This is a genomic window from Enterobacter asburiae, assembly GCF_008080435.1.
Classification (GTDB): Bacteria; Pseudomonadota; Gammaproteobacteria; order Enterobacterales; family Enterobacteriaceae; genus Enterobacter; species Enterobacter asburiae_C.
Genome location: NZ_VRKN01000014.1, coordinates 50,982 through 75,160, shown reverse-complemented (window position 1 = coordinate 75,160; position 24,179 = coordinate 50,982). Strand labels below are relative to the sequence as shown.

The 24,179-nt window shown below is 56.8% G+C and carries 23 protein-coding genes; 10 read left to right on the top strand and 13 right to left on the bottom strand.

Translation table 11 applies throughout. The features are described 5' to 3' along the window. Positions 1-4: 4 nt before the first annotated feature. Positions 5-862, bottom strand: a complete 858-nt coding sequence (locus tag FU672_RS19955) for a triphosphoribosyl-dephospho-CoA synthase (RefSeq protein ID WP_148244522.1) — start codon at positions 860-862, stop codon at positions 5-7. Further along, positions 862-2,517, bottom strand: coding sequence for a malonate decarboxylase subunit alpha (gene mdcA / locus FU672_RS19950; protein ID WP_148244521.1), 1,656 nt, complete (start codon positions 2,515-2,517; stop codon positions 862-864). The genes FU672_RS19955 and mdcA overlap by 1 nt, the downstream gene beginning before the upstream one ends. Before the next feature lie 228 nt (positions 2,518-2,745). On the opposite strand from mdcA, the gene FU672_RS19945 reads away from it, so the two are divergent. Genes FU672_RS19945 through FU672_RS19935 form a run of 3 tightly spaced genes read left to right on the top strand, consistent with a single transcriptional unit; the run spans position 2,746 to position 4,883 of the window. Further along, entirely contained in the window at positions 2,746-3,768 is a 1,023-nt protein-coding gene (locus FU672_RS19945) for a hydrolase (RefSeq protein WP_148244520.1), read from the top strand. Beyond that, positions 3,765-3,983: a YheU family protein gene (locus FU672_RS19940; protein ID WP_063144226.1), complete on the top strand. Its 219-nt coding sequence runs from the start codon at positions 3,765-3,767 to the stop codon at positions 3,981-3,983. Before FU672_RS19945 ends, FU672_RS19940 begins: the two co-directional genes overlap by 4 nt. 30 nt (positions 3,984-4,013) lie before the next feature. Continuing rightward, on the top strand, positions 4,014-4,883 hold the full coding sequence (locus tag FU672_RS19935; RefSeq protein ID WP_148244519.1) for a phosphoribulokinase: 870 nt from the start codon (positions 4,014-4,016) through the stop codon (positions 4,881-4,883). Between the two features lie 66 nt (positions 4,884-4,949). Here the strand turns inward: FU672_RS19935 and FU672_RS19930 are convergent, their stop codons facing one another. Further along, positions 4,950-5,354, bottom strand: coding sequence for an OsmC family protein (locus FU672_RS19930; protein WP_008503018.1), 405 nt, complete (start codon positions 5,352-5,354; stop codon positions 4,950-4,952). Between the two features lie 311 nt (positions 5,355-5,665). Here FU672_RS19930 and crp point away from each other — a divergent pair, with 311 nt between their 5' ends. Further along, complete coding sequence (gene crp / locus FU672_RS19925; RefSeq protein ID WP_000242758.1) at positions 5,666-6,298, top strand: cAMP-activated global transcriptional regulator CRP; 633 nt, start codon at positions 5,666-5,668, stop codon at positions 6,296-6,298. Positions 6,299-6,355: 57 nt separating this feature from the next. Beyond that, positions 6,356-8,443, top strand: a complete 2,088-nt coding sequence (locus FU672_RS19920; protein WP_148244535.1) for a YccS/YhfK family putative transporter — start codon at positions 6,356-6,358, stop codon at positions 8,441-8,443. Here the strand turns inward: FU672_RS19920 and argD are convergent. From argD to ppiA, 4 genes are all read right to left on the bottom strand, one after another. After that, entirely contained in the window at positions 8,440-9,660 is a 1,221-nt protein-coding gene (gene argD, locus FU672_RS19915) for a bifunctional acetylornithine/succinyldiaminopimelate transaminase (protein ID WP_187360836.1), read from the bottom strand. The two genes, FU672_RS19920 and argD, sit on opposite strands and share 4 nt — an antisense overlap. Positions 9,661-9,746: 86 nt before the next feature. Beyond that, on the bottom strand, positions 9,747-10,310 hold the full coding sequence (gene pabA, locus FU672_RS19910; protein ID WP_148244517.1) for an aminodeoxychorismate synthase component 2: 564 nt from the start codon (positions 10,308-10,310) through the stop codon (positions 9,747-9,749). 30 nt (positions 10,311-10,340) lie between these two features. Further along, positions 10,341-10,925 carry a putative adenosine monophosphate-protein transferase Fic gene (locus FU672_RS19905; RefSeq protein ID WP_148244516.1) on the bottom strand — a complete coding sequence of 195 codons (585 nt, stop codon included), beginning with the start codon at positions 10,923-10,925 and terminating at the stop codon, positions 10,341-10,343. 106 nt (positions 10,926-11,031) lie between these two features. Then, on the bottom strand, positions 11,032-11,604 hold the full coding sequence (ppiA, locus tag FU672_RS19900) for a peptidylprolyl isomerase A (RefSeq protein WP_023309471.1): 573 nt from the start codon (positions 11,602-11,604) through the stop codon (positions 11,032-11,034). A 278-nt stretch (positions 11,605-11,882) separates the two neighbouring features. Between ppiA and tsgA the strand changes: the two genes are divergently transcribed. Then, entirely contained in the window at positions 11,883-13,067 is a 1,185-nt protein-coding gene (tsgA, locus tag FU672_RS19895; protein ID WP_148244515.1) for an MFS transporter TsgA, read from the top strand. Positions 13,068-13,070: 3 nt separating this feature from the next. On the opposite strand, the gene FU672_RS19890 is transcribed toward tsgA, so the two are convergent. After that, positions 13,071-14,387 (bottom strand): cytosine deaminase, encoded by a 1,317-nt coding sequence (locus FU672_RS19890; protein WP_148244514.1) that lies wholly within the window; start codon positions 14,385-14,387, stop codon positions 13,071-13,073. Between the two features lie 239 nt (positions 14,388-14,626). Between FU672_RS19890 and nirB the strand changes: the two genes are divergently transcribed. The 4 genes from nirB (at position 14,627) to FU672_RS19870 (ending at position 19,290) form a co-directional block, all read left to right on the top strand. Then, positions 14,627-17,170: a nitrite reductase large subunit NirB gene (gene nirB, locus FU672_RS19885; RefSeq protein ID WP_148244513.1), complete on the top strand. Its 2,544-nt coding sequence runs from the start codon at positions 14,627-14,629 to the stop codon at positions 17,168-17,170. Then, positions 17,167-17,493: a nitrite reductase small subunit NirD gene (nirD, locus tag FU672_RS19880; protein WP_148244512.1), complete on the top strand. Its 327-nt coding sequence runs from the start codon at positions 17,167-17,169 to the stop codon at positions 17,491-17,493. The genes nirB and nirD overlap by 4 nt, the downstream gene beginning before the upstream one ends. A 109-nt stretch (positions 17,494-17,602) precedes the next feature. Then, entirely contained in the window at positions 17,603-18,976 is a 1,374-nt protein-coding gene (cysG, locus tag FU672_RS19875; protein ID WP_148244511.1) for a siroheme synthase CysG, read from the top strand. Between the two features lie 143 nt (positions 18,977-19,119). After that, positions 19,120-19,290, top strand: coding sequence for a YhfL family protein (locus FU672_RS19870; protein WP_008503029.1), 171 nt, complete (start codon positions 19,120-19,122; stop codon positions 19,288-19,290). A gap of 144 nt (positions 19,291-19,434) precedes the next feature. Here FU672_RS19870 and trpS read toward each other — a convergent pair whose 3' ends face one another. From trpS to damX, 5 genes are all read right to left on the bottom strand, one after another. After that, complete coding sequence (trpS, locus tag FU672_RS19865) at positions 19,435-20,439, bottom strand: tryptophan--tRNA ligase (RefSeq protein ID WP_148244510.1); 1,005 nt, start codon at positions 20,437-20,439, stop codon at positions 19,435-19,437. Beyond that, positions 20,432-21,193 (bottom strand): phosphoglycolate phosphatase, encoded by a 762-nt coding sequence (gph, locus tag FU672_RS19860; RefSeq protein WP_148244509.1) that lies wholly within the window; start codon positions 21,191-21,193, stop codon positions 20,432-20,434. Before gph ends, trpS begins: the two co-directional genes overlap by 8 nt. Next, positions 21,186-21,863, bottom strand: coding sequence for a ribulose-phosphate 3-epimerase (rpe, locus tag FU672_RS19855; protein WP_024907923.1), 678 nt, complete (start codon positions 21,861-21,863; stop codon positions 21,186-21,188). Before rpe ends, gph begins: the two co-directional genes overlap by 8 nt. A 41-nt stretch (positions 21,864-21,904) precedes the next feature. After that, positions 21,905-22,717 carry an adenine-specific DNA-methyltransferase gene (dam, locus tag FU672_RS19850; protein WP_148244508.1) on the bottom strand — a complete coding sequence of 271 codons (813 nt, stop codon included), beginning with the start codon at positions 22,715-22,717 and terminating at the stop codon, positions 21,905-21,907. Positions 22,718-22,784: 67 nt separating this feature from the next. After that, entirely contained in the window at positions 22,785-24,101 is a 1,317-nt protein-coding gene (damX, locus tag FU672_RS19845; RefSeq protein ID WP_148244507.1) for a cell division protein DamX, read from the bottom strand. Positions 24,102-24,179: the final 78 nt, after the last annotated feature.

Here is a 24,179-nt window from a genome sequence, read left to right as displayed (position 1 = left end):
CCTCTTAATGCTTTGAATAAGGCGTTTCGACGCGGTCAAGAAACAGCGTGGCGGCAAGCAGATCGGCGGCGCCGCCCGGTGACGCGTTAAGCGCCAGCATCTGACGGTCTAAGTTCGCCAGCGCCTGCTGGCCCGCAGCCGTTGCACTGCCTCCGGCGTTCAGTACCGCACGGGCGCCGTTCTGCATGACGTCCAACCCCTCCATTCCAGCGCGCGACAGCACGCAGGTATCGGTGAGCGAGGTCATGATGGCCATCAGCGCGTCAAGCCGCGCATGCGTTTCGCTGCTGCCGTTCAAACGGCTGAGACGAAGCTGCGGCAATGCACGCTGCATAATGTGCGGAAACGCCTGCTGCGCCTCTTCACGCGCGCCCGGCACGCGGTAGCGGTGCGTGGCGCGTAGCCCTTTGCTGAACACCTTCGGTGCCGCGTCGTCCGGGAGTTTCGCCAGCTGAGCGGCGGTATTCGCGACGACCTGCGCAGTTGCCTCCTCGCCCAGCATCGCCACCGCGCTCACCAGCAATCCCAGCGCCCAGATCGCGCCGCGGTGGGTATTCACCCCGTCGGTGGCCGCCATCATCTGCTGCTCGCCTTCGCGGCCAAGACGGCCAACGGTTTGCCGGAGCGCAATATCTGCCGGACGCTGCCAGCTCTGCTGCGCCAGCGCCTGAAACGTGGGGGTCAGGCTGTGGGCGGAACGCTCCATCAGCGCAAGGGATAAATCGTGGTGCGCGCCGTTCCCCCGACTGTCCACCAGACCGGGTTTCGGGCTTAATCGTGCTTCGTCAATCAGACACTGCGTGGCGGTTCGCGCCAGCCATTCGGCACCGTCTTCAACCTGGATCTGGGGCAGAAGTTTCATTACCAGCTCCGGAATTTCGCAGGTGGGTTATACAGACCGCCGGACCACTCAACGAGGTCAGACACGCTTCCCGCTGCCAGCAGAGAGCGGGTGGCGTCGGTGCGGCGGATCCCCATATCTTCCGGGTAGACCACTTTGCCGCTCTGACGCAGTTCCGCCACGCGCTTCGCATCAACGCCCAGGCCGATGTCGGTGATACCGGCGACGGCGGCAACCATGGCACGACGCTCTTCCAGATCTTTCGCCCGGTAGAGGTAGGCGATCCCCTCTTCCGTCAGCACGTGCGTCACGTCATCGCCGTAAATCATCACCGGCGCCAGCGGCATGCCGGAGGCTTTCGCCACGTCAACGGCATCAAGTGTTTCCACAAAGGTGGGCTTCACGCCTGCCTGGAAGGTTTCCACCATCTGTACGACCAGCTTTTTACCGCGCTGCATCGGGTCAGGCTCGGTGATCATGTTCAGCCAGGCCGGGGTGGCGTGACGACGACCGTGCGGGTCATGCCCCATGTTTGGCGCACCGCCGAAGCCGGAAAGACGACCGCGCGTCACCGTTGAGGAGTTGGCGTAACCGTCAACCTGCAGGGTTGAGCCGATGAACATATCCACCGCGTACTGACCTGCCAGCTGACAGAAAGCGCGGTTGGAACGCATGGAGCCGTCGGCACCGGTAAAGAACACGTCCGGACGCGCGCGGATATACTCTTCCATCCCCAGTTCGCCGCCGAAACAGTGCACGCTCTCGACCCAGCCGCTTTCAATCGCCGGGATCAGCGTCGGATGCGGGTTCAGCGTCCAGTGTTTACAGATTTTGCCCTTCAGACCGAGTTGTTCACCGTAGGTGGGCAGCAGCAGCTCAATCGCCGCGGTGTTAAAGCCGATCCCGTGGTTCAGGGACTGCACCTGGTGTTCCGCGTAGATGCCTTTAATCGCCATCATCGCCATCAGGATATGTTCCTGTTTAATCAGGCGCGGGTCGCGGGTGAACAGCGGTTCGATAAAGAACGGCTTGTCCGCCACCACCACATAGTCAATCCAGGAGCCCGGAATATCCACGCGCGGCAGGTCGCATTCGTCGTCCACCAACTCGTTGACCTGCGCGATGACGATGCCGTCGTGGAACGCGGCGGCTTCCACCAGCGCCGGGGTATCTTCGGTGCTCGCCCCGGTGTAGAGGTTGCCTTTGCGGTCGGCTTTAAAACCGGCGATCAGCGCCACGTTTGGCGAAAGGTCGACGTAGAGTCGTGAATAAAGTTCGATGTAGGTATGAATCGCGCCGATTTCGAGCTGGCCGTCTTCCAGCAGCTGCGAAATACGCAGGCTTTGCGTCCCGGAGAAGGAGAAGTCCAGCTTGCGGGCAATGCCTTTCTCGAAGATATCCAGATGCTCGCTGCGGCCGACGCTCGGCATGATCATATGCAGGTCGTGGACAATTTGCGGGTTCACTTCGGCAAGCGAGCGGGAAAGGAAATCCGCCTGCTTCTGGTTGTTACCTTCCAGAACGACCTTGTCGCCAGGCGCGATTAATTTTTCCAGCATGGCGACAAGATCGCCGGTTGGCAGTACCTTGCCCTGCACCGGTACGGACGCCAGACGACGCGCTTTTTCGCTACGTCGCGTGTTCCATTGCCGGGTGGGTGTTTGCCCAGATAACATTATTAACCTCCTGATTCAGCTAATCATTTTGATTTGCTTAACGTTGAGTAAAGTGTGCGCTCTGGTGAGAAAGGCATCAATTAAGCGTAGAGCGGAATCATTAGCCTGAGAGTAATAATCAAGGTAAAGATTTGTGATCGGGATCAGTTCATGTTTCGGAAAACCAGGCTAAACGGGGTACAATTCGGAAAGTACCGTAAATTTCTGACAAGAATCAGCATCGCCCTTATGACCCAAATCATTCCATCAGACTTCGACATCGCAGCCGAAGACAGCAGTGAGTTCGTGCCTATGCGCGGCGTGGCTAATCGCCATTTGCAGACCATGCTGCCACGGCTGATCCGCCGCAAGGTTCAGTTCACCCCACACTGGCAACGGCTTGACCTGCCAGACGGTGATTTTCTGGATCTCGCCTGGAGCGAAGCACCGGAACAGGCCCGCCATAAGCCGCGGCTGGTGGTCTTTCACGGTCTGGAAGGCAGTCTGCACAGCCCGTATGCGCATGGATTAATTGAGTCGGCAAAAGCACGCGGCTGGCTCGGCGTGGTGATGCATTTTCGCGGCTGTAGCGGTGAACCGAATCGTCAGAAACGCATTTATCACTCGGGTGAAACCGAAGACGGAACGTGGTTTTTACACTGGCTGCGGGACAATTTTGGCACCGTGCCAACCGCCGCCGTGGGCTACTCGCTGGGCGGAAATATGCTGGCCTGCCTGCTGGCCAAAGAGGGCGAAAGCGTACCGCTGGATGCCGCCGTCATTGTCTCCGCGCCGTTTATGCTCGAGCAGTGCAGCTACCACATGGATAAAGGCTTTTCCCGCGTCTATCAGCGCTACCTGCTCAATCTGCTGAAAGCCAACGCGGCGCGTAAGCTGAAGGCCTACCCGGATACCCTGCCGGTAAGCCTGCGTCAGTTGAAAAAGGTGCGCCGTATTCGCGAGTTCGACGATCTGATCACCGCGAAAATCCACGGCTTCGCCGATGCGATTGACTATTATCGTCAGTGCAGCGCCATGCCGCTACTCAGCAAGATCACGCAACCGACGTTGATCATCCATGCCAAAGATGACCCGTTTATGGATCATCACTCGATCCCCTCTCAGGAATTCCTGCCCGACAACGTTCACTATCAGTTGACCGAGCATGGCGGCCACGTCGGGTTTATCGGCGGTACGCTGCGCCGCCCGAAAATGTGGCTTGAGACGCGTATTCCTGACTGGCTAACTCCTTATCTGGACGGTGCAAAATGATTATTCCCTGGCAGGATCTGGCTCCCGAAACGCTCGATAATCTGATTGAAAGCTTTGTATTACGCGAAGGCACCGATTATGGTGAACAGGAACGCTCACTTGAGCAAAAGGTCAACGATGTAAAGCGCCAGCTGAAAAGCGGCGACGTGCTGCTGGTGTGGTCAGAACTGCATGAGACGGTCAATATCATGCCCCGCAACGCGTTTCACGGCTGATCTTCCACCCTTTTCAGTCAGGGAGTTGCTATGTCTGCCAGACATCCGGTTATTGCCGTTACGGGGTCGAGTGGTGCGGGAACCACCACCACCAGCCTCGCCTTTCGCAAGATTTTCGCCCAGCTGAATCTTCGTGCGGCGGAGGTCGAAGGCGACAGCTTTCACCGCTACACGCGCCCGGAGATGGACATGGCCATCCGTAAAGCGCGCGATCTGGGTAAACACATCAGCTACTTCGGCCCGGAAGCCAATGACTTCGGCCTGCTGGAACAAACCTTTCTGGAGTACGGTCAGAGCGGCAAAGGGCAGTCCCGCAAGTATCTGCATACCTATGATGAAGCCGTTCCCTGGAATCAGGTGCCGGGAACCTTTACCCCCTGGCAACCGCTGCCGGAACCCACCGACGTCCTGTTTTACGAAGGATTGCACGGCGGCGTGGTCACCCCTCAACACGACGTGGCGCGCCATGTGGATCTGCTGGTCGGCGTGGTCCCTATCGTTAACCTGGAGTGGATCCAGAAGCTGACGCGTGACATGAGCGAGCGCGGCCATTCGCGAGAAGCGGTGATGGATTCAGTGGTGCGCTCCATGGAGGATTACATTAACTTCCTGACACCGCAGTTCTCCCGCACCCATATCAACTTCCAGCGCGTGCCGACGGTAGACACCTCCAACCCGTTTGCCGCCAAAAGTATCCCGTCTCTGGATGAGAGCTTTGTGGTGATCCATTTCCGCAATCTTGAAGGCATTGATTACCCCTGGCTGCTGGCCATGCTGCAGGGCTCGTTTATTTCGCACATGAATACGCTGGTGGTGCCGGGCGGAAAAATGGGACTGGCGATGGAGCTCATCATGACGCCGCTGGTGGAGCGACTGATGGAAGGGAAGCAGATCGCGTGAACATGTTCCCTCTCCCTGTGGGAGAGGGTTAGGGTGAGGGCATCAACACGCACGATGCCCAAAAAATTAAGCCTCGATCACTTCATACGAATGCGTGATTTTTACCGCTTTCTCCAGCATTAACGCCACAGAGCAGTACTTCTCCGCGGACAGGTCCACCGCGCGCGAGACCGCCGCGTCTTTGAGTTCTTTACCGGTGACCACAAAGTGCAGGTTAATATGCGTGAACAGGCGTGGCGCCTCTTCGCGACGTTCTGACGTGAGTTTAACCTCGCAATCCGTCACGTCATGACGACCTTTTTGCAGAATCGACACCACATCAATTGCGCTGCATCCGCCTGCCGCCATCAGCACCATTTCCATTGGGCTTGGCGCTTTATCGCCGGAGTTACCGTCCATCAAAATCTGGTGTCCTGACGCGGACTCGCCCAGGAACGTTAAACCTTCAACCCACTTCACGCGCGCTTGCATATTCTTAAACTCCAACGTTGCATTTTTGGTGACAGATTACGCGTGCGTTACATTTCTCGCAATGGAAGGCGACCTGCATCATGCTGAAGCGAGACACCAGGAGACACGCGGCGAAAGCTATGCTAAAACACTCAGGATGCTACAGTAATACATTGACGTTACACGTGTATGCAGAGGACATCAAACTTTACTGGCTGCGAAACGTTACGGTAGCCGACTTCCCAGGGTATGGGTAAGAATTCGATTGCAACCCCAGAGTCCGGATGCATCTGATGACTCTGGTGACAGCTTATAACAGAGGATAACAGCGCATGGTGCTTGGCAAACCGCAAACAGACCCGACTCTCGAATGGTTCTTGTCTCATTGCCACATTCATAAGTACCCATCGAAGAGCACGCTGATTCACCAGGGTGAAAAAGCGGAAACGTTGTATTATATCGTTAAAGGCTCGGTGGCAGTGCTGATCAAAGATGAAGAAGGGAAAGAGATGATCCTTTCTTATCTGAACCAGGGCGATTTCATCGGTGAACTGGGCCTGTTTGAAGAGGGCCAGGAACGTAGCGCCTGGGTTCGTGCAAAGACAGCATGTGAAGTGGCTGAAATTTCTTACAAGAAGTTCCGTCAGCTGATTCAGGTTAACCCTGACATCCTGATGCGTCTTTCTTCCCAGATGGCGCGCCGTCTGCAGGTCACGTCAGAGAAAGTGGGTAACCTCGCCTTCCTGGACGTTACTGGCCGTATCGCACAAACCCTGTTGAACCTGGCGAAACAGCCAGACGCCATGACCCACCCGGACGGTATGCAAATTAAAATTACCCGTCAGGAAATTGGTCAGATCGTCGGTTGCTCCCGTGAAACAGTGGGCCGAATCCTGAAAATGCTGGAAGATCAAAACCTGATCTCCGCCCACGGTAAAACCATCGTAGTCTACGGAACGCGTTAATTCCGCTCAAACGGCGTGCCATCGCAAGGTGTCACGCCGTTTTTGTCTCTACTCCTCATGTGGCGCAGGCTGATCTATCACCCGGAAGTTAACTACGCACTGCGACAAACGCTGGTGTTGTGTCTTCCTGTGGCCGTGGGCCTGATCCTGGGACATCTGCAGCAAGGCCTGCTGTTTTCCCTCGTGCCCGCCTGCTGCAACATTGCCGGGCTGGATACGCCACATAAGCGCTTTTTCAAACGCCTGATTATCGGTGGCTGCCTGTTTGCTGGCTGTAGCCTCGCCGTACAGCTTTTACTGGCTCGTGATATCCCGCTGCCGCTGATCCTGACCGTGCTGGCGATGACCCTCGGCGTCACGGCGGAAATCAGTTCGCTGCACGCCCGCCTGCTTCCCGCTTCGCTGATTGCAGCCATTTTCACGCTAAGCCTCGCCGGGAATATGCCGGTGTGGGAGCCGCTGCTTATCTACGCCCTGGGGACATTATGGTACGGACTGTTTAACTGGTTTTGGTTCTGGCTATGGCGGGAACAGCCGCTGCGTGAATCCCTGAGCCTGCTCTATGTGCAGCTTGCGGATTACTGCGAAGCCAAATACACCCTGCTCACCCAGCATACCGATCCGGAAAAATCCTTACCGCCGCTGCTGACGCGCCAGCAGAAGGTGGTGGATCTGATAAGCCAGTGCTATCAGCAGCTGCATATGCTCGCCGCCAACAAGAACCACGAGTACAAACGGCTGCTGCGCACCTTCCAGGTCGGGCTGGATCTGCAGGAGCATATCTCCGTTAGCCTTCACCATCCAAAGGAGGTGCAAAAGCTGGTCGAGCGCAGCCACGCCGAAGCGGTGATCCGCTGGAACGCGCAGACCGTCTCGGCACGCCTGCGGGTGCTGGCTGACGATATTCTCTACCACCGCTACCCCACGCGCTTTAACATGGACAAGCAGCTGGGCGCGCTGGAGAAAATCGCCCGTCAGCATCCGGATAACCCCGTCGGCCAGTTTGCCGCCTGGCACTTCAGCCGCATCGCCCGCGTGTTGCGCACTCAGCGCCCGCTTTATCCCCGTGACCTGATGGCGGATAAGCAGAAACGGCTGCCGTTATTGCCCGCGCTCAAAAGCTACTTGTCTCTTAAATCGTCCGCCCTGCGCAACGCCGCAAGGATTAGCGTTATGCTCAGTACCGCCAGCCTGATGGGCATGGCGCTGCATCTGCCGAAACCCTACTGGATCTTAATGACCGTGCTGTTTGTCACCCAGAACGGCTATGGCGCGACGCGGGTGCGTATTCTGCATCGGGCGGGCGGCACGATGGCCGGGCTGATCATTGCGGGTGTGACGCTGCACTTCCACGTGCCGGAAGGCTATACCCTGGCAGGCATGCTGGCGGTTACGCTGGTGAGCTACCTGATTATCCGCAAAAACTACGGCTGGGCGATGGTAGGCTTTACGGTGACGGCGGTATATACCCTGCAGCTGCTCACGCTCAATGGCGAACAGTTTATTGTCGCCAGGCTGATTGATACTCTGATCGGCTGCCTGATTGCCTTCGGCGGCATGGTCTGGCTGTGGCCACAGTGGCAAAGCGGACTGCTGCGCCAGAACGCCCACGACGCGCTGGAGGCCGACCAGCAGGCCATTCGCCTGATCCTGAGCGACGACCCGCAGCCCTCCCCGCTGGCTTATCAGCGGATGAAGGTCAACCAGGCGCACAACGCCCTGTTTAACTCGCTCAACCAGGCGATGCAGGAGCCGGGCTTTAACTCGCACTATCTGGCAGATATGAAGCTCTGGGTGACGCACAGCCAGTTTATCGTCGAGCACATTAACGCCATGACCACGCTGGCGCGCGAGCACACGATGCTGACGCCGGATCTGGCGCAGCGCTATTTGCAGTCGTGTGAAATTGCGTTGCAGAGGTGCCAGCAGCGTCTGGAGTATGACTCGCCGGGCGAGTCGGGAGATTCGAATATTCTGGAAGCGCCGGAGACGTTAACCCACGGGCCAATGAGCACCCTGGAGCAACATTTACAGCGCGTTCTGGGACATCTGAACACCATGCACACCATTTCGTCGGTGGCATGGCGTCAGCGTCCGCATCACGGGGTTTGGTTAACGCGCGTGTTAAAGCGAACCGAGTATTAGCCTTTTACGATCTTCGCGACCGCCGCAGCAAAACGGGTTAACCCGTCTTCGATGTCTTTATCTTCCACCACCAGCGACGGCGCAAAGCGCATTACGTCCGGCCCCGCGTTCAGCACCATCACCCCTTCGTGCGCGGCGGCGTGCAGGAAATCGCGCGCACGGCCTTTGTACTGCGGCTTCAGCTCGGCGCCAATCAACAGCCCCATCCCGCGGATCTCGCTGAACACATCGTACTGCTCATCAATCTTTTGCAGGTGTTTTACGAACAGCTCGCGCTTTGCGCTCACGGCGTTCAACACCTCCGGCGTGTTGATAATGTCGAATGCGGCGCCCGCCACGGCGCTCGCCAGCGGGTTACCGCCGTAGGTGGAACCGTGAGAACCGACGTGGAACGCAGAGGCGATCTCCTGCGTCGTCAGTACCGCACTCACCGGGAAACCGCCGCCGAGCGCTTTGGCGCTGGTCAGAATATCCGGCGTCACGCCGTAATGCATATAAGCGAACAGATCCCCGGTACGCCCCATCCCGCACTGCACTTCATCGAAGACCAGCAGCGCCTGATGCTCGTCGCACAGCGCGCGCAGCCCTTTCAGGAATTCCGGGGTTGCCGCGGTCACGCCGCCTTCACCCTGAATAGGCTCCACCACCACTGCGCAAGTGTGGTCGTCCATCACCGCTTTCACGGCATGCAGATCGTTAAACGGCACGTGGACGATGTCGGCCGGTTTCGGACCAAACCCGTCGGAATACTTCGGCTGGCCGCCAACGGAGACGGTAAAGAAGGAGCGCCCATGGAAGGCATTGTGGAAGGCGATGATTTTGGTTTTGTACGGGCTGTGGCGCGTTGTCGCGTAGTAGCGCGCCAGCTTAAAGGCGGTTTCGTTGGCTTCGGTGCCGGAGTTCATAAACAGCACGCGTTCGGCAAACGTGGCATCAATGATCTTACGCCCCAGACGCAGCGCCGGTTCGTTGGTGAAGACGTTACTGGTGTGCCACAGGGTTTCCCCCTGGGTTTTCAGCGCCTCCACCAGCGCGGGATGGCAATGACCCAGCGCCGTGACCGCAATCCCCCCCGCGAAATCCACATACTCTTTACCCTGCTGATCCCAGACGCGGCTCCCTTTCCCTTTTACCGGGATAAACTCAGCCGGTGCATAAATCGGCAGGATCACTTCATCAAATGTCGCGCGGGTAATTGCTGGTTGTTCAGTTGCCATGTCATGACCATCCATTTTATGTCACAGTGATTGTGAAAATATAATCACAAAATATGCATAAAAAATCACAGCAAGGCAACAGATATTCAGCGATTGAGGAAATTTGCCAACAGCGCGTGCCCCTGCTCGCTGAGGATGCTTTCCGGGTGGAATTGCACGCCTCCGAGATCCCATTCGCGGTGACGAATCCCCATGATCTCCTGCGTATCGCTCCAGGCGGTCACCTCAAAGCAGTCGGGCAGCGTCGACGGGTCAATGACCAGGGAATGGTAGCGCGTCACGGTTAATGGATTATTGAGCCCCGTGAATACCCCAGTGCCGGTGTGGGTGACCGGAGAGGTTTTACCGTGCATCACTTTGGCGGCGCGGACAATGGTGGCACCAAACACCTGGGCAATCGCCTGATGACCCAGACAGACGCCCAGGATCGGCAGCTCGCCGGCATAGTGCTGGATCACGTCCAGCGAAATACCCGACTCCGACGGCGTACACGGCCCCGGAGAAATCACGATTTTCTGCGGAGCCAGCGTCTCGATATCGGCCAGGGTAACGTCATCGTTACGGCGGACAACCACCTCTGCACCCAGTTCACAAAAATACTGGTAAAGGTTCCAGGTGAAGGAATCGTAGTTATCAATCAGCAGAATCATGGCGGCTCCCGAAAAAAATGCCGCCCTATTCTACTCAGATTCCCGCGCTTCGCTCACTACTTTGGCAAAGATAGCGTTTAACGCGGTTAAATCTCCCGTTGCGCCACTTCGATTAGCCGCCACCCACTGCTCGGGATCGATATCGCGCCAGTCCAGCGCGTAGCCCGCGTGGAGTGCCAGCTGCTCGAAGAAAACGCGCTGGGCAATACCGTTGCCGCGCATAAAAGGATGCAGCATGTTGATTTCGCAGTAATAGTGGCTAACTCTGTCAACAAACGCCGCGTTCTCAAGACCCACAAGATACTTTTCGCTTTCAAGCGCCGCCATCAGCTCATTACCCATCTTCTCGATGTACTCAAAATGGCAGAAGGGAATGTCACCTTTAAAAATATCGTCGGTACGGAACTCGCCTGCCCGCTTCATCTCACTGCGATACAAATGACGATGAATAAGGCACAGATGGGGCAACCCGGGCGCGGAAGGCCCAAGCTCCAGTGTCTCAATATGGGGTTCTGAGGGACCATTACCTTTTTCAAGGAGACAACTGGCCTGTAAATTGACGTTACGCTGCTGCTCCCAGAGACGGGATTTTTGCTTGTCGGTGAGTTTTTTCACTTAACGCCCCCCTGAATAGTCCGTTTGCCACAAGTATAAGCAGCAAAACGCGCTTTCGCAGGGAGGGCGACATAACGCGGGCAGGAGAAGCCCGCGTTCAGAAGAATTACGGCAGAACTTTTGCAGAGAGGATCACGACAGGTTTTGACGGCACATTCTGATACGGACCGACGTCATGGGTAGGCACCTGAGAAATCTTGTCCGCCACGTCCATCCCTTTCACGATTTTACCGAAGACCGCATAGCCAAAGTCACGCTGACCGTGGTCGAGGAAGGCGTTATCCGCCACGTTGAGGAAGAACTGGCTGGTCGCGCTATCTTTGTCCGCGGTACGCGCCATGGAGATAGTGCCGCGCTTGTTCAGCAGGCCGTTGTCCGCTTCGTTTTTAATAGGCGGGTTCGGCTGCTTCTGCTGCATCTGCTCGTTGAAGCCGCCACCCTGCACCATAAAGCCTGGGATCACGCGGTGGAAAGTGGTGTTGTTATAGAAGCCACTGTTCACGTAGTCGAGGAAGTTTTTCACAGAAACCGGAGCTTTCTGGCTATTCAGTTCCAGCTCAATGTTCCCGGCGGAGGTGGTCAGCAGAACGTGAGGGTCCCCTTTAGCTGCCAGCGCAGCAGGGGAAACGGCAGAAAGAGCAAACACAGCTGCGACAGCCGCCAGTGTTGATTTGAGCATGAGAATTCCTTAACAAAGCGCAGTATAAAAAGCGAATGGCTTGATTCTAAAGAGCAGTATGAACGGAGACCAGCCTTTTACCTAATTTTACGAAATTGAAACAGTTGTAACCGCGCAAACGGTTGGCTTTCGCGCCATTTTGTGTGATCACGATCACACAAAAACATGCAATGAACTTCTAATTTCCCTTAAAAGATATGAATGGATCACTTTAATGTCTAAAATCTGCCCGCTCTCAGCGCCCCCTGGGCGCTTTTCTTTTTCTGAACAGGCCAGACATGACTAACAGCAATCGCATCAAGCTCACATGGATCAGCTTCTTCTCCTACGCTCTGACCGGCGCGTTGGTGATCGTCACCGGGATGGTGATGGGGAACATCGCAGACTACTTCCAGCTGCCCGTTTCCAGCATGAGTAATACCTTCACCTTCCTCAACGCAGGGATCCTGATCTCTATCTTCCTGAATGCCTGGCTGATGGAAATCGTCCCACTGAAAACCCAGCTGCGTTTTGGCTTTGTGTTGATGGTCGCCGCCGTGGCGGGCCTGATGCTGAGCCACAGCATCGCGCTATTCTCCGCCGCGATGTTCGTGCTCGGTCTGGTCAGCGGGATCACCATGTCGATCGGTACGTTCCTGATTACCCATATGTATGAAGGCCGCCAGCGCGGCGCGCGTCTGCTGTTTACCGACTCCTTCTTCAGCATGGCCGGAATGATTTTCCCGATGGTCGCGGCCGTTCTGCTGGCGCGCAGCATCGAGTGGTACTGGGTTTATGCCTGCATCGGTCTGGTTTACGTGGCGATCTTTATTCTGACCTTCGGCTGTGAGTTCCCGGTGCTGGGTAAGAAAGCGCAAACCACCGCAGAGCCCGTTGCGAAAGAAAAATGGGGCATCGGCGTGCTGTTCCTCTCCATCGCCGCCCTGTGCTACATCCTGGGGCAGCTGGGCTTTATCTCCTGGGTTCCGGAATACGCAAAAGGTCTGGGCATGAGCCTGAACGATGCGGGTCAACTGGTGAGCGATTTCTGGATGTCTTACATGTTCGGCATGTGGGCGTTTAGCTTCATCCTGCGCTTCTTCGACCTGCAGCGCATTCTGACCGTGCTGGCGGGCATGGCGACCGTGCTGATGTACCTGTTCATCAACGGTTCACCGGAACATATGCCGTGGTTCATTCTGACCCTGGGCTTCTTCTCCAGCGCCATTTATACCTCGATCATCACCCTGGGCTCCCTGCAGACCAAAGTGGCCTCGCCGAAGCTGGTTAACTTCGTCCTGACCTGCGGCACCATCGGCACCATGCTGACCTTCGTGGTCACTGGCCCGATCGTGGCCCACAGCGGCCCGCTGGCGGCGCTGCACACCGCTAACGGCCTGTACGCCGTGGTGTTTATCATGTGCTTCATTCTGGGCTTCGTGACCCGCCACCGCCAGCACAACATGGCAGCGGCGTCTCACTGATCCTTACGCCCCTTTGCGCTCGGCAGAGGGGCTGTTTCTGGCAAAGCTTACCTCTTCACCCCCGATATCCATCTGGATCCACGTCTGTGCCAGCTGCGTCGTGGCGATCACGCGTCCCTGACGTATTGACCAGCGCACCGGCACCTGACAGCGCACCGCTTCAAACCCGCTCTCCGCAGGCAGAATAATCAGGTTCGCCGGGTTTCCCGTTGCAATACCGTAATCGCTCAGGCCAAAGGTACGGGCGCTGTTATGGGTTACCAGATTCAGGCCGCTGTCGATTTGCGGGTAGCCCATCATCTGACAGACGTGTAGCCCCATATGTAGCACCTGCAGCATGTTGCCAGTGCCAAGCGGATACCACGGGTCGAAGACGTCGTCATGACCGAAGCAGACGTTAATGCCCGCATCCTGCAGCTCTTTCACCCGGGTGATGCCGCGGCGCTTCGGATAGTCATCAAAGCGCCCCTGCAGGTGAATATTGACCAGCGGGTTAGCAACGAAGTTAATCCCGGACATTTTTAGCAGACGGAAGAGCCGCGAGGTGTAAGCGCCGTTGTAGGAGTGCATGGCGGTGGTATGGCTGGCCGTCACGCGTGGACCGATGCCGGCCTCATACGCCAGGGTTGCCACCGTCTCGACAAACCGCGACTGTTCGTCGTCGATTTCATCGCAGTGGATATCCAGCGGACGGTCATACTTCTTCGCCAAATCAAAAGCGATATGCAGCGACTGCACGCCATACTCGCGGGTGAACTCGAAGTGTGGGATCGCCCCTACCACGTCGGCCCCCAGTTTTAACGCCTCTTCCAGCAGCGCCGCGCCGTTCGGGTAAGAGAGAATACCTTCCTGCGGGAACGCGACGATTTGCAGCGTCACCCACGGGGCAACCTCCTGCTTCACCTCCAGCATCGCCTTAAGGGCGGTCAGTGTCGGGTCGGAGACATCCACATGGGTACGGACAAACTGGATGCCGTTGGCAATTTGCCACTTCAGCGTTTTCCAGGCGCGCGCCTTAACATCCTCATGACTGAGCAACGCCTTGCGCTCCGCCCAGCGCTCAATGCCTTCGAACAGCGTGCCGGACTGGTTCCAGTTCGGCTCACCCGCCGTCTGGGTTGTATCAAGATGGATATGCGGCTCAATGAACGGCGGGATAGCGAGCCCACCGCGCGCGTTCAAGACTTCATAACTTTCGGCGTGGGTATCGTCCATCGGGGTGATGTCACCAAATCGCCCGTTCTCAATGGCAAGTTGCCACAACCCTTCCCGACCCGGTAAACGAACATTCTGAACAAGCCATAACGGTGTTGTAGACATACCCTTCCCCTAAAAAACGCCGCTGATATTCAGGCGTATCAATTTTTGCAAAACCACCCCTGATTTGTACACAAATTCAACGAGAACGAAAAGCCTGCGATTTCCGCCACTTATAAAAATCCTGACAAATCAGTCGCATACCACCTAAGGAGTAGGCGAAGACGTATTTGATTTGCATCAATAAGCGCCCCTGCTGAATCGTTAAGGTAGGCAATAATAGAAAAGAAATCGAGGCAATAATGAGCAAAATCAGACTCGCTATCATCGGTAACGGCATGGTCGGCCACCGCTTTATCGAGGATCTACTCGATAAGGCCGATGCTGAGCAGTTCAATATTACCGTGTTCTGTGAAGAACCCCGCAAGGCGTACGACCGTGTGCACTTGTCTTCCTACTTCTCCCACCATACCGCCGAAGAGCTCTCTCTGGTGCGTGAAGGTTTCTACGAGAAGCATGGCGTAAACGTGCTGGTGGGCGAACGCGCTATCACCATCAACCGTCAGGAAAAAGTGATCCACTCCAGCGCCGGGCGTACGGTTTTTTACGACAAGCTGATCATGGCGACGGGCTCCTATCCGTGGATCCCGCCTATCAAAGGCTCAGAAACTCAGGATTGCTTCGTCTACCGTACCATTGAAGACCTTAAAGCCATCGAAAACTGCGCACGACGCAGCAAACGCGGCGCGGTCGTCGGCGGCGGTCTGCTGGGTCTGGAAGCGGCAGGCGCGCTGAAAAACCTCGGCGTTGAAACCCACGTCATCGAATTTGCCCCGATGCTGATGGCCGAACAGCTGGACCACATGGGCGGTGACCAGCTTAAGCGTAAAATCGAAAGCATGGGCGTGAAGGTTCACACCAGCAAGAACACCAAAGAGATCGTCCAGGAAGGTACTGAAGCACGCAAAACCATGCGCTTTGCCGACGGCAGCGAGCTGGAAGTGGACTTCATCGTCTTCTCCACCGGTATTCGCCCGCGCGACAAAATGGCCACCCAGTGCGGTCTGGCCGTGGCGCAGCGCGGCGGGATCATGATCAACGACGCCTGCCAGACCTCCGATCCGGATATCTACGCGATTGGCGAATGCGCCAGCTGGAACAACCGCGTATACGGCCTGGTGGCGCCGGGCTACAAAATGGCGCAGGTCGCCGTGGACCATATCCTCGGCAGCGAAAACGCGTTTACTGGCGCCGACATGAGCGCCAAGCTGAAGCTGCTGGGCGTGGACGTGGGCGGTATTGGCGATGCGCACGGCCGCACGCCGAATTCCCGCAGCTATGTCTATCTCGACGAAAGCAAAGAAGTCTATAAGCGCCTCATCGTCAGCCCGGACAATAAAACCCTGCTCGGCGCGGTGCTGGTGGGCGACACCAGCGACTTCGGCAACCTGCTCCAGCTGGTGCTGAACGCTATCGAACTGCCGGAAAACCCGGACGCGCTGATCCTCCCGGCGCATGCCTCCAGCGGCAAGCCGTCTATCGGCGTGGATAAACTGCCGGACAGCGCGCAGATTTGCTCCTGCTTCGACGTCACCAAAGGCATGCTGATCTCCGCCATCAACAAAGGCTGCCACACCGTGGCGGCGCTGAAAGCGGAAACCAAAGCCGGTACCGGCTGCGGCGGCTGTATTCCGCTGGTCACTCAAGTGCTGAACGCCGAGCTGGCGAAACAGGGCATCGAAGTGAACAACAACCTGTGCGAGCACTTCGCGTATTCTCGCCAGGAGCTGTACCACCTGATCCGCGTGGAAGGCATTAAGTCCTTCGACGAACTGCTGGCGAAGCACGGCCAGGGTTACGGCTGTGAAGTGTGTAAACCGACCGTTGGCTCCCTGCTGGCCTCCTGCTGGAATGAGTACGTGCTCAAGCCCGAGCATACGCCTCTGCAGGACACCAACGACAACTTCCTGGCCAACATCCAGAAAGACGGCACCTACTCCGTTATTCCACGTTCCGCCGGTGGCGAAATTACGCCGGAAGGGCTGGTGGCCGTGGGCCGTATCGCCCGTGAATTTAATCTCTACACCAAAATCACCGGCTCCCAGCGTATCGGCCTGTTTGGCGCGCAGAAAGACGACCTGCCGGAAATCTGGCGTCAGCTGATTGAAGCGGGTTTCGAAACCGGCCACGCGTATGCCAAAGCGCTGCGCATGGCAAAAACCTGCGTGGGCAGCACCTGGTGCCGCTACGGCGTGGGCGACAGCGTGGGCTTCGGCGTGGAGCTGGAGAACCGTTACAAAGGCATCCGCACCCCGCACAAAATGAAGTTTGGCGTCTCCGGCTGTACCCGCGAATGTGCGGAAGCGCAGGGTAAAGACGTGGGTATCATCGCCACCGAGAAAGGCTGGAACCTGTACGTCTGCGGCAACGGCGGGATGAAACCACGCCATGCGGACCTGCTGGCGGCGGATCTCGATCGCGACACGCTGATTCAGTATCTCGACCGCTTCATGATGTTCTACATTCGTACCGCCGATAAGCTGACCCGTACCGCTTCCTGGCTCGATAACCTGGAAGGTGGCATCGACTACCTGAAATCGGTCATCATCGACGACAAGCTTGGCCTGAACGAACATCTGGAAGCTGAGATGGCGCGCCTGCGCGAGGCGGTGATCTGCGAGTGGACGGAAACCGTCAACACCCCGGCGGCGCAGACGCGCTTCAAACACTTTATCAACAGCACCCAGCGCGACCCGAACGTACAGGTTGTGCCGGAGCGTGAACAGCATCGTCCGGCGACACCGTATGAACGTATTCCGGTCACGCTGGTGGAGGAAAACGCATGAGCCAGTGGATAAACATTTGCGATATTAACGACATCATCCCGGCCACCGGCGTATGCGCGCTGCTGGGCAACGAGCAGGTCGCGATTTTCCGCCCTCGCCACGATGAACAGGTTTTTGCCATCAGCAATATCGACCCGTTCTTCGAGGCCAGCGTACTCTCCCGCGGCTTGATTGCCGAGCATCAGGGCGAACTGTGGGTCGCCAGCCCGCTGAAAAAGCAGCGTTTCCGCTTAAGCGATGGCTACTGCATGGAAGATGAGAGTCATTCAGTGAAGCACTACGACGCTCGCGTGAAGGACGGCAAGGTGCAACTGAAAGGCTAACCTCCGCCCTTTTAGGGATAGCGGCAGGAAAGTCGTATGTTCTGTACGATTCCTGCTGTTATCCTGACGTCAATTCTTACCCCCTCCATGCATGCTGCGAGGTAACGTCGTGGATCACCTGCCGATTTTTTGTCAATTACGCAACCGCGACTGCCTGCTCGTGGGCGGCGGCGACGTGGCTGAACGCAAAGCGCGCCTGCTGTTAGAGGCTGGCGCGCGACTGACCGTCAACGCCCTCGCCTTTGCCCCACAGTTTGAGGTCTGGGCCCAGGAAGGGATGCTCACGCTGGTGCAGGGGAAGTTTGATGAATCCCTGCTCGATAGCTGCTGGCTGACGATTGCCGCTACGGATGACGATGAAGTGAACCAGCGCGTTAGCGATGCCTGCGAGGTACGCCGTATCTTCTGCAACGTGGTGGATGCGCCGAAAGAGGCCAGCTTTATCATGCCGTCGATTATCGACCGCTCGCCGCTGATGATCGCGGTGTCGTCCGGCGGACGCTCGCCGGTTCTCGCCCGCCTGCTGCGGGAAAAACTGGAGGCCGTGCTGCCTCAGCATCTTGGTCAGATTGCCCATTACGCCGGGCAGCTCCGCTCCCGCGTGAAGCAAACCTTCTCGACCGTTGGCGAGCGCCGTCGCTTCTGGGAAAAATTCTTTGTGAACGACAGGCTGGCGCAGTCGCTGGCCAATCAGGACAGCAAAGCGGTTGAAGAGACAACGGCGCAGTTATTCTCTGAACCGCTGGACCATCACGGCGAAGTGGTGCTGGTGGGCGCTGGCCCGGGCGATGCGGGCTTGTTGACGCTCAAAGGTCTACAGCAGATCCAACAGGCCGATATCGTGGTTTACGATCGCCTGGTCTCCGATGACATCATGAACCTGGTGCGCCGCGATGCCGACCGCGTATTCGTTGGCAAACGGGCGGGCTATCACTGCGTGCCGCAGGAGGAGATTAACCAGATCCTGCTGCGCGAGGCGCAAAAAGGCAAACGCGTGGTGCGCCTGAAGGGTGGCGATCCGTTTATCTTTGGTCGCGGTGGCGAGGAGCTGGAAACCCTGTGTGACGCGGGCATTCCGTTCTCCGTGGTGCCGGGCATTACGGCGGCGTCCGGCTGCTCAGCTTACTCTGGCATTCCGTTGACCCACCGCGACTACGCCCAGAGCGTGCGTCTGGTGACGGGGCACCTGAAAACCGGCAGCGAGCTGGACTGGCATAACCTGGCCGCCGAAAAGCAGACGCTGGTGTTCTATATGGGGTTGAACCAGGCCGCGACGATTCAGGCGAAACTGCTGGAGCACGGCATGGAGGCTGATATGCCCGTTGCGCTGGTGGAAAACGGTACGTCCATCAAGCAACGCGTGGTGAATGGCGTGCTGACGCAGCTCGGTGAACTTGCGCAGCAGGTTGAAAGCCCGGCGCTGATTGTGGTGGGCCGTGTGGTTGAACTGCGCGACAAGCTGAACTGGTTCTCGAATCACTAACGCATATTATTCCTTTCCAGAGTAGTCCTTAAGCGGACTACTCCCCTCTTACCGCTGTCGATAACATACCGCCCCGAAGTGGAAATTTTCCCTTTATTCCCTTGAGTTACATCCAATTTTCGTTTTTAAGACAAGGAATGCGTATGTTCAAACTGGCAAAAGCCGCCGTTCTGGTTGGCCTGTTATCGACTCTGACTGCCTGCACCGGTCACGTACAGAACACCAAAAATAACTGCAGCTACGATTACCTGCTGCACCCGGCGATCTCCATTTCGAAGATCATCGGCGGTTGCGGCCCGGCGGCGCAGCAGTAAGCGTTTTTCAGGCGTAAAAAAAACCGGGGCTTCCCGGTTTTTTAGTTTAGGGAAGTGCGGCCTGATGCCCTCACCCTGACCCTCTCCCACGGGGAGAGGGAACAAACCCTAAAAACGGTAACATGGTTACCGTTTTGCTTTTACCTACGGCTTCGCAACAAACCCGATCGCTTCATACACCGCTTTCAGGGTTTCGGACGCGCGCGCGCTGGCTTTTTCCGCGCCGTCTTTCATCACCTTCTGCAGGAAAGCTTCGTCGTTGCGATAGCGGTTATAGCGCTCCTGCAGCTCGGTCAGCATCCCGGAAACGGCGTCTGCCACTTCACCTTTCAGGTGGCCGTACATCTTGCCTTCGAAGTGCTGTTCCAGCTCAGAAATGCTCTGGCCGGTCACGCCGGAGAGGATATCCAGCAGGTTGGAGACGCCCGCTTTGTTCTGCACATCGTAGCGCACAACAGGCGGCTCGTCGGAGTCGGTGACTGCGCGCTTGAGCTTTTTGACAACGGATTTCGGATCTTCCAGCAGACCGATAACGTTGTTGCGGTTATCGTCAGACTTGGACATCTTTTTGGTCGGCTCCAGCAGCGACATCACGCGCGCGCCGGATTTCGGAATAAACGGCTCTGGCACTTTAAACACATCGCCGTAAATAGCGTTAAAGCGCTGGGCGATGTCGCGGCTCAGCTCCAGGTGCTGCTTCTGGTCTTCACCCACCGGCACCTGATTGGTTTGATACAGCAGGATGTCTGCCGCCATCAGCACCGGATAGTCGAACAGACCGGCGTTGATGTTTTCAGAGTAGCGCGCGGATTTATCCTTGAACTGGGTCATGCGGCTCAGCTCGCCGAAATAGGTGTAGCAGTTCAGCGCCCAGCCCAGCTGCGCGTGCTCTGGCACGTGAGACTGAACGAAAATGGTGCTTTTCTCAGGATCGATGCCGCAGGCCAGGTACAGCGCCAGGGTATCCAGGGTGGCTTTACGCAGCTTCTCAGGATCCTGACGCGCGGTAATCGCGTGGAGATCGACGATGCAGTAAATGCAATGGTAGTCATCCTGCATGCTGACCCACTGACGTAACGCACCCATGTAGTTACCAATGGTCAATTCACCTGAAGGCTGTGCGCCACTAAAAACGATGGGCTTAGTCATTATTCAATTCCTGATGTTCACTGTACGAAAGCCCGAGTGCGGGCAACAAATCTTTGAAGTGGTCGAAGACCACATCCGGCTCACTTAGCGTGATGGCCTCACCGTAGTTGTAGCCATAGGTTAAACCGACGGAAGGACACCCTGCCGCACGGGCAGCCAGAATATCATTGCGCGAATCCCCGACAAAGAGCAGCTCCGCAGGCGTTAAGGATAATTTTCCTGCCACCAGCAACAGCGGTTCCGGATGCGGCTTTTTGTTCTGCACGTCATCGCCGCCCACAATCACGGAGAAATACTTCGCGATATCCAGCGCTTCCAGCAGAGGCGCAACGAATGGGGTTGGTTTGTTCGTGACCAGCCCCAGCAGGATGCCCTTCGCGTGCAGCGCGCTCAGCGTTTCCTGAACGTCCGGGAACAGGAAACTGCCCTCCTCGACGATCTCTTCGTAGAAACGATCGAACAGTTTGCGCAGAATACGCAGTTGCTCATCCTTAGGGATGTCAGCGTGGTCAACGCTCGGTTTACCCTGCGCGGAACGCTGCGACGCGCGCTCCTGGCGAGCCCACGTCAACGCACGTTCCATCAGGACATCGGCACCGTTGCCAATCCACGTTACCACGCGCTCTTCACCCGCAACGGGGAGTTCAAGTGCGTACAGCGCCTGGTCTACGGCGCTCGTTAAGCCCGGCGCGCTGTCGACCAGCGTGCCGTCGAGGTCGAATGCCACACCCCGAATTGCCTGCAATTTATCCATGACTTACCTTCGCCAGCTCGCGGCGCATTTCATCAATGACTTTTTTGTAATCCGGTTGGTCGAAAATTGCCGAACCGGCAACGAACATATCCGCACCCGCTGCCGCAATTTCACCAATGTTATTCACTTTCACACCGCCGTCCACTTCCAGACGAATATCGTAACCTGACTCATCAATACGACGGCGCACTTCACGCAGCTTATCCAGCGTGTGGGGGATAAACGACTGACCGCCAAAGCCCGGGTTAACGGACATCAGCAGGATCACGTCCAGCTTGTCCATGACATAGTCGAGATAGCTCAGCGGCGTGGCCGGGTTAAACACCAGCCCCGCCTTACAGCCGTTCTCTTTGATCAGCTGCAGCGTGCGGTCCACGTGTTCAGAGGCTTCCGGATGGAAAGTGATGATGCTGGCACCCGCTGCGGCGAAGTCAGGCACGATGCGATCAACAGGTTTCACCATCAGGTGAACGTCAATCGGTGCGGTAATGCCATAGTTACGTAATGCCTTGAGCACCATTGGGCCAATGGTCAGATTCGGGACGTAGTGGTTGTCCATAACGTCGAAATGGACGACATCTGCGCCAGCCGCGAGAGCTTTGGCGGTGTCTTCACCCAGGCGGGCAAAATCGGCCGACAGAATTGAGGGAGCAATCAAAAACTGTTTCATCCGCTTCTCCTTGAAATGTGTTTACCGGCGGGCAAAACGGCTCAGGGGCGATAAAGAGCCAGAAGTTCGTCCACCTTTTTACGTGTGCCGCCGTTGCTGCTAATGCTACGCCGCACTTTGACCTGAAAATGCTTCGCGGCTTTGTACCATTCGCGCGTATCAGGGGTATCGTGATTCGAAATTAACACCGGAATTCTTTTGCTGACCAGCTTTTCCGCCATCTCCGCCAGACGAGCCTGTTCAGCCGGGCTGAAGCTGTTGGTGTGATAAGCGGTGAAATTCGCCGTTGCAGACAAGGGGGCGTAAGGCGGGTCACAGTAGACCACCGAGTTTACGCCTGCCAGTTCCATACACTCTTCATAGGAGAGGCAATGAAACTCTGCGTTCTGCGCTTTTTCGGCAAAGTGATACAGCTCGTCCTGCGGGAAATACGGGCGCTTATAGCGACCAAACGGCACGTTAAATTCCCCGCGCAGGTTATACCGGCACAGGCCGTTGTAACCATGGCGGTTGAGATAGAGAAACAGTAGCGCTCTGCGGAACGGATCCTTGCTCTGATTAAACTCAGTGCGGAACTGGTAGTAAACGTCCGGGTGATTATTCTCCGGCGTAAACAGTTTGCGCGCCTCTGCGACATACTCTTCGGTACGCAGCTTAACGATGTTATAGAGGCTGATAAGGTCGTTGTTGATATCCGCCAGGATATAACGAGAAAAATCGGTGTTGAGGAACACCGATCCCGCACCCACGAAAGGCTCGATAAGACACTCGCCTTTAGGCAGGTGCTTTTTAATATCATCGAGCAGGGGGTATTTCCCCCCTGCCCATTTCAGAAAAGCGCGATTTTTTTTCATGCTGACTAACTGATTACACCTTCTCCGGCTGTGGAGAAAGCTCCGACAGCATCCTGCGCTTTAAACATTACTTCAGATCGGCCTGAACCTGATGAATCGGCTTCGCCCAGGGATTTTTTGCCTGAACATCAGCTGGCAGTGCCGCCACGGCACGTTTCGCTTCATCTTTGGACGTATAAACACCGCTGACCAGCACATACCACGGTTGACCGTTACGGGTCGTCTGATAAACAACATAGTTTTTCAGATTTGATTTCTTCGCCCAGCTGTTGAGGTTGTCATAGTTAGACGAACTGCTCAGCTGCAGCGTGTAGTTGCTGGATGGCGCAGACTTCAGCGAGCCAACGTTACCTGCAGTTTTGCCTGCGGCGCTGCTGGAGGCTGTTGCCGTGGCTGCTGGAGCCGTTGCTGCAGGTGCAGCTGTGGCAGCCGGTGCCGTTGTGGTCGCCGTTGCTTTTGGCGCAGTCTGCGTGACTGGCGCTTTAGCGGGCTCGCTCACCGCAGCCGTTTCGGTGTGTTTCGGCTGTGCCGGTACGGCTTTCACTTCAGGCGCTTTGACGACTGCCTGAGGTTTGGTTTCACGCTTAGGCTCAATCACCGCCTGCTTACGTTCAGGACGTGTTGCAGTTTGCGTCTGGCGCGGTTTGGTTTCCGTCACAGCCGTTTGTGGCTGAGCGTTACCACCGCGAACCGGTGCAACGGTTGCCGGCTCAGTTGGCAGCGTGGAGTTAACCACGACGTTATCAACCTGCTGCTGGTTCTGCGGCTGCGTCAGCGCATTGTTCAGGTCTCCCTGAACTTCTACGCGCTGCTGGCCTTCAGACGTAGCAGGTGCCTGACCCTGAGCAGGGGTTGAAGAAACGGGCGGCAGAGAAACATCCTGCGGCGCTGTGGTGTTACCTGCGGTCTGCTCTGCGGACGTCGCACCCGGTGCAGGCTGTGCGCCATTCGCCTGATTGGTCGCATCGTTACCGGACAGGTTGATGCTCTTCTCAGCGGAAGCAGTTTGCTCGGTTGAGTTCGTTGACGGTGCTTTAAGCGCGGAGCCAATGCCGACAATCAGCAGCACAAGCACCAGAACGCCAAGGCCCATCATAATGTACTGGCGGGAAGCCGGTTTCGGCGCAGCGGCTTTTTTACGTTTACGCGGGCGACGCTCTACAGGCTGTTCGTCCATTGAATCTTCTTCGGACTCATAATCCTCTTCTGCTCGCTCTTCGTGCGCGTTGCGGCTGCGCGAAGGGCGACGATCGTCTGCATCCAGATCAACATCGTCAAAGTTGATCTGCGGCTCGTTATCACGTTCTGAAGATTGACGAGAACGACCAGTGCGACGATCGCTGGGATCGGGTTTCAGCTCGTCTTCTGGTTTGAATTCATCCATTTAACACCCCACTCAAAGGCTTATGCTAACGACTTTGCATTTCACCTGAAGCTAAACGACCACCTGCGACAGTGGCCT

Coding starts and splice junctions, on each gene's coding strand:
- FU672_RS19955 (WP_148244522.1), bottom strand. CDS start 862: ATGAAACTTCTGCCCCAGATCCAGGTTGAAGACGGTGCCGAATGGCTG.
- mdcA (WP_148244521.1), bottom strand. CDS start 2,517: ATGTTATCTGGGCAAACACCCACCCGGCAATGGAACACGCGACGTAGC.
- FU672_RS19945 (WP_148244520.1), top strand. CDS start 2,746: ATGACCCAAATCATTCCATCAGACTTCGACATCGCAGCCGAAGACAGC.
- FU672_RS19940 (WP_063144226.1), top strand. CDS start 3,765: ATGATTATTCCCTGGCAGGATCTGGCTCCCGAAACGCTCGATAATCTG.
- FU672_RS19935 (WP_148244519.1), top strand. CDS start 4,014: ATGTCTGCCAGACATCCGGTTATTGCCGTTACGGGGTCGAGTGGTGCG.
- FU672_RS19930 (WP_008503018.1), bottom strand. CDS start 5,354: ATGCAAGCGCGCGTGAAGTGGGTTGAAGGTTTAACGTTCCTGGGCGAG.
- crp (WP_000242758.1), top strand. CDS start 5,666: ATGGTGCTTGGCAAACCGCAAACAGACCCGACTCTCGAATGGTTCTTG.
- FU672_RS19920 (WP_148244535.1), top strand. CDS start 6,356: ATGTGGCGCAGGCTGATCTATCACCCGGAAGTTAACTACGCACTGCGA.
- argD (WP_187360836.1), bottom strand. CDS start 9,660: ATGGCAACTGAACAACCAGCAATTACCCGCGCGACATTTGATGAAGTG.
- pabA (WP_148244517.1), bottom strand. CDS start 10,310: ATGATTCTGCTGATTGATAACTACGATTCCTTCACCTGGAACCTTTAC.
- ppiA (WP_023309471.1), bottom strand. CDS start 11,604: ATGCTCAAATCAACACTGGCGGCTGTCGCAGCTGTGTTTGCTCTTTCT.
- tsgA (WP_148244515.1), top strand. CDS start 11,883: ATGACTAACAGCAATCGCATCAAGCTCACATGGATCAGCTTCTTCTCC.
- FU672_RS19890 (WP_148244514.1), bottom strand. CDS start 14,387: ATGTCTACAACACCGTTATGGCTTGTTCAGAATGTTCGTTTACCGGGT.
- nirB (WP_148244513.1), top strand. CDS start 14,627: ATGAGCAAAATCAGACTCGCTATCATCGGTAACGGCATGGTCGGCCAC.
- nirD (WP_148244512.1), top strand. CDS start 17,167: ATGAGCCAGTGGATAAACATTTGCGATATTAACGACATCATCCCGGCC.
- FU672_RS19870 (WP_008503029.1), top strand. CDS start 19,120: ATGTTCAAACTGGCAAAAGCCGCCGTTCTGGTTGGCCTGTTATCGACT.
- trpS (WP_148244510.1), bottom strand. CDS start 20,439: ATGACTAAGCCCATCGTTTTTAGTGGCGCACAGCCTTCAGGTGAATTG.
- gph (WP_148244509.1), bottom strand. CDS start 21,193: ATGGATAAATTGCAGGCAATTCGGGGTGTGGCATTCGACCTCGACGGC.
- rpe (WP_024907923.1), bottom strand. CDS start 21,863: ATGAAACAGTTTTTGATTGCTCCCTCAATTCTGTCGGCCGATTTTGCC.
- dam (WP_148244508.1), bottom strand. CDS start 22,717: ATGAAAAAAAATCGCGCTTTTCTGAAATGGGCAGGGGGGAAATACCCC.
- damX (WP_148244507.1), bottom strand. CDS start 24,101: ATGGATGAATTCAAACCAGAAGACGAGCTGAAACCCGATCCCAGCGAT.